This is a genomic window from Megasphaera cerevisiae DSM 20462, assembly GCF_001045675.1.
GTDB classification, from domain to species: domain Bacteria; phylum Bacillota; class Negativicutes; order Veillonellales; family Megasphaeraceae; genus Megasphaera; species Megasphaera cerevisiae.
The window spans coordinates 25,677-34,393 of sequence record NZ_LEKT01000029.1 but is presented as its reverse complement, the minus strand read 5'-3'; the positions used below and the strand labels follow the sequence as shown (position 1 = coordinate 34,393).

The following is an 8,717-nucleotide window of genomic DNA, read 5'->3' as shown; positions in this document are numbered from 1 at the left end:
ATCGACAGATCGGGGGCAATCATTAGATGTATTTTTCACAGAAAATTCATTAGTCTTCGAAATCACATGTCAGGATACGATCCGTTATATAAAATAAGAACCAAAGAAACCATTTTTTTGCTATGGGAGTCTACATATACTACAGTGCGCCGCTGGCGATGACCAATCCTGTCACGCCGGCGGCGCCGTTTTGCTTGAGTGTTTTTGCACAGGCTTCTAGGGTCGCGCCTGTCGTATATATGTCATCCACAAGCAGTATCTGCTTGCCGGCAGCATGAAAAGAGCCTTTCACTTCAAAGGCTCTTTTCATGTTTTCAGCCCGTTCTCCTTTGCTCAAATGCCACTGTGCCGGTGTCGGACGCACTCGCTGCAGCCCCTGACACCAACGCCAGTGCGTCTCTGCCCAGGAACGGAAAATAATTTCAGTCTGATTGAATCCCCGTTTCTGTTCTTTTTCCGGCTCCAACGGAACAGGAATGGCACAGTCCAAGTGCTGCAGCCGATCCATCCATGGAAATTTCCCCAAAAGGAATTGGCACGCAGGAACATATCGAAGGTCTCCCTTGTATTTTAAATGATGCAGAATCCGTCTGACGGAGCCACGGTACTCCGTCAGGCAATAACATCGATCCAGACTGCGGATCGCCGCTGTACGATTGATCATGCGGGGATGCCATATAGCTGCCAGGCAGGAGGAACACCACTCTCCCCGCCGTGCGGCTGAGGCACCGCAGGCAGGACAGCGCGGCGGATAGATCAAATTGGTCAGGCATTCCTTCCACTGGTTCAGCATATTTCTTCCTCCCGCAGCCGTTCTGTCAGCAGCGTAAAGCGGCTGCTCGTGCGAATATTTTGAACCGCGGCCAGAAGGGCCCGCTTCATCCCGACCAAAATAACCTTGCGCTTGGCTCTTGTTACCGCGGTGTAAAACAGATTGCGCTGCAGCATAATGGCATGGCTGCTGACAATAGCCATAATAACCGTTCTGTATTCACTGCCCTGGCTTTTATGAACCGTAATAGCATAGGCCAGTGTGATTTCATCAATTTCCTGCCCTTCATACCGGACATCCTGTTCCGGATACCGGACATGTATAGTGTCCTCATGAATAGCAAAAATTTTTCCGATATCGCCATTGAATACGCCTTTATCGTAATTATTTTGCTTCTGCATTACTTTATCCCCTGTCCGAAATATAAATTTACCATTTTTATATTCAGTTTTCTCCGGCGACGGCTGGTTGGTGCGTTCTTGAATGAGCTCGTTCAGTTTATCTACACCGCAGGGATTCTTGTACATAGGTGACAATACCTGTACAGAAAACACGTCTGACGTTTCCTGTACTTCTGCAGCATAAATCCGGCTGATCTGTTCTGCCCCTTCTTCTTCCTTTTCTATTTCGATAAGGCGAAATTCCTGATCCTCGTTGACAATAGGCGGCCGCCCATGATTGATAAGGTGCGCATTGGTAACGATACGTCCGCCTTCCTTTTGGCGAAAAATCGTATCAAGGCGTACGACCGGTACGGCTCCGGACCGAATAATATCATGAAGTACGGCGCCTGCGCCTACAGAGGGCAGCTGATCGGCATCACCGACCAGAATACACCGGCATTGCGGCGATAGTGCCTGCAGCAAATGATACATCATTTCCATATCCAGCATAGATACTTCGTCGACAATAACTAAATCTGCCGGCAGGAGTTTTGTTTCGTTGTATTCAAACACTTGAACCGGTCCGGAAAATCCGTCCGGAATCAAGAGACGATGAATGGTTTTGGCTTTGCGTTCCGTCGTTTCAGCCAGGCGTTTCGCCGCCCGTCCGGTCGGCGCACAGAGAAGGATACGAAGGCCTTCCTGTTCGGCCAGGCGTATGATCGTCTGTACCACCGTCGTTTTCCCGGTTCCCGGCCCGCCGGTAATGACCAGCATGCCGGTCTGAAGTGATCGCTCGACAGCCTCCCGCTGCTTATCCGCCAGCACAAAATGACACGAATCCTGCCATCTATCTAAAAAAAGCTGCACATGTGTCCTCACCGTCAGCGGCTTCATATGTACCATATCCAGAATGCGCTGTGCCGTATATTCTTCTTCTTCACAAGCCTCCGGCGTATAGACATAGGTGGTACCGCCATAATCTGCCGTACAAAGCTGCCGGCTGTCAATCGCTTCTCCCAGTGCATCATGTACAAAAAGACTGTCTGCCCTGAGGATCAACGCCGTCCGCCGTACCAGTTCTGTATCGGGAATGCAGACGTGTCCGTTTTGCGTCATATCGTGGAGCATATAGGTCAGCCCGGCTGCCAGCCGCATCGATGACTGCGGATTCATCCCGTAGGCCAGCGCGATTTGATCGGCTGTTTTAAAGCCAATGCCTTCAATTTCAGAAATCATGCGGTACGGTTCTTCTTGCAGCACATACATCACATCATCACCGTATTTCTGAACAAGACGTCCGGCATAGCGTCCGGCAATGCCATGCTGTTCCAGGTCCAATGCCATGTCATTGACCTGCTTTTCTTCATAAAAGGAATCCGTGATCATAGCCAGCTTTTTAGCCCCGATACCTTCTATTGTCAAGAGGCGCTGCGGTTCCTTGTCCATTACCGTCATCGTTTCACTGCCAAAAACCGCCACAATACGGTGCGCCAAAGAAGGCCCTATTCCTTTTACCGATCCGGAGCCAAGAAAGCGCTCGATCCCTTCCTCCGTATCAGGAATCAGTCTCTTCCACGCGGTGGCGGCAAATTGGCGTCCATAGCGCTTATGCTGAACCCATTTTCCTTGTATTTCCAGGCGGTCTCCTACCAAAGGCTTAGTCCCGTATCCGGTTACGGTCAGCAGCGAATCATCCGCCTCACTGCGTATGCGAAAGATAATATAATTCGAGTCAGGGGCTTCAAAGAGAACTCGTTCCGCTGCTCCCTGTACTATTTCCAACGTATCCATCATACTCACCGATCCATATGCTCCCGTTCATAATTTTTACTTTCATCCATAATGCACTGGTATATGTTCCTCAAATAGGGTGCCAGCGCTTTATGTCCGGCAAGACCTGCTATTTTATCCAGAACCTGCTGTTCCCGCCGGGGATCATAAATTTCCATATGATGTATTTTTTTATATTCTGCCACCTGTGCCACGAGCTTCATGCGCCGCTCCAATATATCCGTCAGCTCCCGATCCAGCTTATCTATTTCCCTGCGGCATTCTTCCAGTTCCATAGCGTCTCCCCCCTATACCAATTTTCCTACCGGCACAGGACGGACTGCTTCCCACCCATACAGCAGCAATACCATGACCAGTATAATCGTAAACCCGATGCGAACATACCGGGAACGAGTCAGCCCTTTATAAAAAGATTCCTGCTTGGTTTGCGTAATCTTATATTGTACATGGGCCTCTTTATTCAATATGCGAAAGCTTTCAAATTGCCGCCCCAGGTACAGCGTACCACTGAAATTCATTGTTACTGCCGCCTCTGCATCATCCTGCAGCAGAGATGCCAGCGCTTTTAACGACTGACAAAAGGAAGCAATAAAATTTTTATCGGCACAGCCGCAAAAAAAAGCAAATATACTAATTTCGGCTTCACGGATACCATCTTTGATTTGAATCTGAAGAAACGGATACATTTCGCAAATATCCTTTATCCAGATCAAAACACGCTGTCTTTTTTCACCAGCTAACTCATATCTAAGCTGCCCTTGCGCCGGGGCCAGTGAGATATCTCCGGACAGCGTCAGGCGGCAGGCGCCATAATAATGCCGCAGTCTTTTTTTCCAGTTCATCAGTCTGCCTCCTTATGAAGTTTAGCTCCACAATGAGGGCAAAATTCAGCTCCAATCGGAGTTTTTTCTCCACATTCATGGCAATATTCCGTATTTTCATTCTTTGCAGATACCATTCTTTCCCCCTTCTCAGGCAGACAAGATGGGTCTTTCTGATATGCGATACGGTCTATACGATGCTCCATATGATCCATACGCGAACGAATTTCCGCTTCTGACACAGCCACGCGTTCCTTCAGCCGGTCCGTTTCTAAACTGTTGCGCTCCATCTGCTGTGCCGCAGTCAGATCTTTCATAATGGCAATACTAATTGCCGCCAGCAAGGGACTGAGCAATAGAGAAAAAAGTCCCCACAAGATAGGACTGCGACCCCGACGGCTGGCAAATAGAGCCACCAGAACACAAAACGCAAGATATATAATAGCAGACATTATTTTCACCTCATTTACAGATATGTTTATTATACGCCAGAAGGACAACCGTGGGAAGAGTTCTTCCAATACATCACTGGTAATGCCCTGCAATACATAATATGTATTTGTCAGGCCCGTCATCATCCTATATAATAGGTAGGTGAGTTTTTTTTTATATCTTTCCAGGTATCTTACATGAGTAACTATATTATGAAGAAGGTTGTGATTGAATGAAGGAAGAGGAACAGCAGCAAGGGCTGCGCCGCAGCCTGAAAGCCCGCCATATGAATATGATCGCTATTGGCGGCGCGATCGGTACGGGTCTTTTTGTAGCAGGCGGCGAAACCGTCAGCTCGGCTGGGCCGGGCGGAGCTCTCCTGGCGTATTCTTTAATCGGTATTATGGTATATTTTCTGATGACCAGTCTTGGGGAAATGGCTGCCTATCTGCCGGTAAGCGGCTCGTTTGAAACCTATGCCAACCGCTATGTCGATAAGTCCCTCGGCTTTGCGCTGGGCTGGAATTACTGGTTCAACTGGGCTATTACGGTAGCGGCCGAGCTGGTAGCCGGCTCTCTTATCATGAAGTATTGGTTTCCCGATGTACCGGCAGCCGTATGGAGCGGTATGTTTTTGGTTATCTTATTTATTTTAAACTATCTTTCGACTCGTTCATACGGTGAAAGTGAATTTATCTTTGCCGGCATCAAGGTGTTGACAGTCTTGATTTTTCTCTTTGCCGGTACCTGTCTGATCCTTGGATTCGGCCCCGAGCCATCGCCTGGATTTACCAATTGGACGCTGGGTGACGCCCCGTTTGTCGGGGGTTTTACCGCCATGCTCGGTATCTTTATGGTGGCTGGTTTTTCTTTTCAGGGAACAGAAATGATCGGTATTGCCGCCGGTGAAAGTGAAGATCCGGAAAAAAATATTCCCCGGGCGGTACATTCCATTTTTTGGCGTATTCTTTTATTTTATTTAGGCTCTTTCATTATTATTGGTTTCTTGATTCCTTATACGGATCCTAACCTCTTAAATACGAGCATTGAAAATATTTCTATCAGCCCCTTTACCCTGGTTTTTCAACGATTTGGACTGGCGGCGGCGGCTTCTCTTATGAACGCGGTCATCCTAACCGCTGTTTTATCCGCAGGAAATTCCGGACTGTACGTTTCGACACGCATGCTGTATGCCATGGCGGAAACAGGACAGGCTCCCAAATGTTTTCTCAAGCTGAACAAACGCGGTGTCCCCATACATGCACTGCTGGCAACAGTCGTCTTTGGCTTTGCCGCCTTTCTCACCTCCCTTATCGGTGAGGGCAAGGCATACGACTGGCTTGTCAACATCAGCGGAATGGTCGGCTTTATTACCTGGATCGGCATTGCTATCTGCCATTTCCGGTTTCGTCGTGCGTATATCGCCCAGGGAAAGGATTTGAATGATCTGCCCTACAAAGCAACGTTTTTCCCATTCGGCCCGTTATTAGCGCTTATCATGTGCATCATCGTTACTGCCGGACAGAATTATTCCGCTTTTACGGGAACAGAAATCGACTGGTACGGTGCCAGCGTAGCTTATATTGGGATTCCTATATTCTTTGCCGTTTATTTATATCATAAATATAAACACCATACTCATATTATTCCGTTAAAAGAAGTGGATCTTTCACGCTGTAAAAAATAGCGGGACGTAAAAAACTGTCACATGAGATATTATATCTCACGTGACAGTTTTTTTATATACGCAACGCCGCCGCATGAAAGAAAACAGGGGCTCTGCCATTATGTCATTTATGATTTTTAAATGCACTGAGAGCCGACGCAATCGGAACCGTCAGTATGACGCCAAAGCTTGCCGAAAAGCCTTTCATGATTTCAATGCCAATGGAATTGGAATTGATAAGCTGCAGATACGGAAGATCATAGGCATAATCCAGTACCCATACCCCCAGGGAACCGCCGAAGAAGGCCAAAATAAGCGTCGTCGACATGGTACCCATGACATCCCGCCCTACGTTCATGCCCGCTTCAAACAACGCTTTTCGTGAAATGGCGGGATTATGCCGTTCAATTTCCGCACAGGCTGAGGTAATATCCATGGCAATATCCATAACAGCACCCAGGCTGGCAAAAAGGACGCCGGCAAAGAGAATCTGCCCCACATCAATCAACGTATTTTGAGCGACGAACATGAGATTTTCAATATTGGATACATTATACCCGGACAGGTTGGTCAAATGCCCAAAGATAATGGCCGCCACCCCAGCCGCAATGATACCGCCCAGAGTTGCCAGAAATGCCGTAATCCCCTTTTTAGTCCAGCCGTTGATCAAATACATGGTAGCCGCTAAAACAACGGCAGACGTGATCACCGCGGCCAGTACAGGCGACATGCCGCGAAAAATCATAGGAAAAAACAAGAAGGCAAAGCAGATGAAGGTAAAGACAAGGGCCGCCGCCGACTTCATCCCCTTTTTGCCGCCAATAAGACATAGCAGAATAATGAATACACCGATGTATACATAAATCGGCATAGAGCGATCCACGTTATACACCGTACTGATATCCAGTTTCCCGACAGTACTGGAGATGACGATGACATCCATACCGGGACGGCACACCGTACCAAAGAGAAGCCCGTTAGGGCAATTAGCCTGTACGAGGGCGCCCTTCTGTTCCCCGCTTTCAATACGAAGCGTCACGATCTGATCTCCGACACGACTGCCATTTTCCTGCAGGTTATCCTGAATAATATTCACTACCTGCGCTTTTTCAAAGGTCCTGCCTTGTGTGTTGACCAGCTGCGGTTTTTCCACTTGGTTGTAAACGTGCAGAAATACACCGCCAGCCGTAAGCAACACAACAATGACGACAAGACGCAGCCATTTACCTGTATTCATTAATTTTTAACGATGCTGTACGATTCATCAATGGGCGAGCCTGTCGCTACGTCGTAGGTGTTGATCGTAAAGGTATCTCCCGTAATACGAACAACAGAATAGGTCGGGCGCCAGGTCTGGCTGCGGGCGGCAATATAGTCCTGCTGCTGCGGAATAAGATTGTAAAATTTGGAGCCGGTAGCCGAGTTGGAGGACATATAGAAAACACCCTTAGGGTTCCGCAGAACGCCCTGCTGCATATCAGCAATAGTGTAGCACAGATTCTGCGATACATAGTTATTTTTGAAATCTTTATTCTTCAAAGCGGCACTCAACAAATTATGCGCCTGACCGCTTTGTCCTTTAACCTTAAATGTATCAAAGTCAGCATGATTCTTACCGTCGCTGCTAAGCTGATAGGTACGGGCGTAGGTATGATCGTGCCCCTGAAGAACAACGTCTATCTTATTGGCATCATAAATCGGCGTAAGCTGTGTTCTGAGAAGAATGCCATCCGAATCGGAATGATCCAGCCCGCTTCCGTAGATATCCTGATGCATGACGACGATCCGCCATTTGGTATCCGGATGCGCGTTGATCGCCTTTTCAATCAACGTCTGATGGTCTGCCGCATTGTAGTTATTGGCATTGATGACGATAAACAAGGCATTGCCGTAGGTATAGTAATAGCCATGACCGGCCTTTGTCGGATTGGCTTCTTCTGTAAAGGGATTGGGCACATTGAAATGATTTTGATAGCCGCTGGTCAGGCTGTCATGGTTGCCTATACTGGTAGCTTCTGGCAGACTGCGTAGTGCCGCGGCTGAAAGGTATCCAGCATATTGATATTCCTGCAGCTGTATTTTATCAGCTTTTTGATCTCCTGCCGGTTCATTGATCTGATCTCCCGGTGATACGAGGAAATTAATTTCCGGATGCTGTGTCAACGCCGTATTCAACGTTTTATTCCAGTTATATGAATCATTCCGGGCCGCAATTTCACCGTCTTGCGCTGCCGCGCCTTCAGAAGGCGTCTGGCCTGCCGAAGCACCGATCTGCGGGTCACCTACATACATAAAGGTAAAATCATTGGGATTGCCCGTTTTGATTGGCTGCGAAGCTTGCCATTTGCCGTTGACTTTGACTTGATACCAATAGGTCGTTTCCGGTTTCAAATCTTTGATTTCCACCTTATTGGTATAATAGGTCACGCCGCTAATCACTGTACCCTCTTTAGAAATACCTTTAAAGGTTTTAGCATGGCTCATATTTTTATCTGTTGAAATACGGACTTCTGCCTTGTCCGCTCTTTCTTTGGAATACCAGCCAAAATTCATACGCGTGGCATCGGCACCGGGAGCCATTGAGACTTGTTCATAATCTGTCTTGACCTTATCCCAGTTGTCTTTCCATTGCTGCCAATCCGTCTGATCAGATATGCTGGTACGCGTCATGACCTGCGGGGTGAGTGACGCATCATTCCAATGCTCCGTGGCCGCAAATACACCGACAGAAGCCATACATAATACAGCCGCCACATATGAAGCAATGATCTTTTTGTTTTTGTGAATGTGAAAAGGACACATAATTGCAACATCTCCATTTTGTTTTAGTTTTTAACTCTATTTACTGT

Annotated in this window: 8 protein-coding genes; 1 reads left to right on the top strand and 7 read right to left on the bottom strand. The window is 47.7% G+C overall.

Going from position 1 to position 8,717, the window contains the following annotated elements; genetic code table 11:
• Positions 1-139 precede the first annotated feature (139 nt).
• From AB840_RS09360 to AB840_RS09340, 5 genes are read right to left on the bottom strand one after another with little or no spacing between them, the layout of a single operon-like run.
• A complete protein-coding gene (locus AB840_RS09360) occupies positions 140-793 on the bottom strand; it encodes a ComF family protein (RefSeq protein ID WP_048514575.1) in 654 nt (217 codons plus the stop codon).
• On the bottom strand, positions 787-2,949 hold the full coding sequence (gene recD2, locus AB840_RS09355) for an SF1B family DNA helicase RecD2 (protein ID WP_200809974.1): 2,163 nt from the start codon (positions 2,947-2,949) through the stop codon (positions 787-789). The genes AB840_RS09360 and recD2 overlap by 7 nt, the downstream gene beginning before the upstream one ends.
• Before the next feature lie 5 nt (positions 2,950-2,954).
• Positions 2,955-3,224 (bottom strand): chorismate mutase, encoded by a 270-nt coding sequence (locus tag AB840_RS09350; protein WP_048514574.1) that lies wholly within the window; start codon positions 3,222-3,224, stop codon positions 2,955-2,957.
• Positions 3,225-3,236: 12 nt separating this feature from the next.
• The gene (locus AB840_RS09345) at positions 3,237-3,791 is read right to left on the bottom strand and encodes a hypothetical protein (protein ID WP_048514573.1); all 555 of its coding nucleotides are present in this window, start codon (positions 3,789-3,791) and stop codon (positions 3,237-3,239) included.
• Positions 3,791-4,222 (bottom strand): zinc ribbon domain-containing protein, encoded by a 432-nt coding sequence (locus AB840_RS09340; RefSeq protein WP_159445822.1) that lies wholly within the window; start codon positions 4,220-4,222, stop codon positions 3,791-3,793. Before AB840_RS09340 ends, AB840_RS09345 begins: the two co-directional genes overlap by 1 nt.
• 212 nt (positions 4,223-4,434) lie before the next feature.
• Between AB840_RS09340 and AB840_RS09335 the strand changes: the two genes are divergently transcribed.
• On the top strand, positions 4,435-5,889 hold the full coding sequence (locus tag AB840_RS09335) for an amino acid permease (protein ID WP_048514571.1): 1,455 nt from the start codon (positions 4,435-4,437) through the stop codon (positions 5,887-5,889).
• 103 nt (positions 5,890-5,992) lie between these two features.
• Here AB840_RS09335 and AB840_RS09330 read toward each other — a convergent pair whose 3' ends face one another.
• Positions 5,993-7,105: a YibE/F family protein gene (locus AB840_RS09330; protein WP_048514570.1), complete on the bottom strand. Its 1,113-nt coding sequence runs from the start codon at positions 7,103-7,105 to the stop codon at positions 5,993-5,995.
• Positions 7,105-8,670, bottom strand: coding sequence for a purple acid phosphatase family protein (locus tag AB840_RS09325; protein WP_048514569.1), 1,566 nt, complete (start codon positions 8,668-8,670; stop codon positions 7,105-7,107). The genes AB840_RS09330 and AB840_RS09325 overlap by 1 nt, the downstream gene beginning before the upstream one ends.
• Positions 8,671-8,717 lie beyond the last annotated feature (47 nt).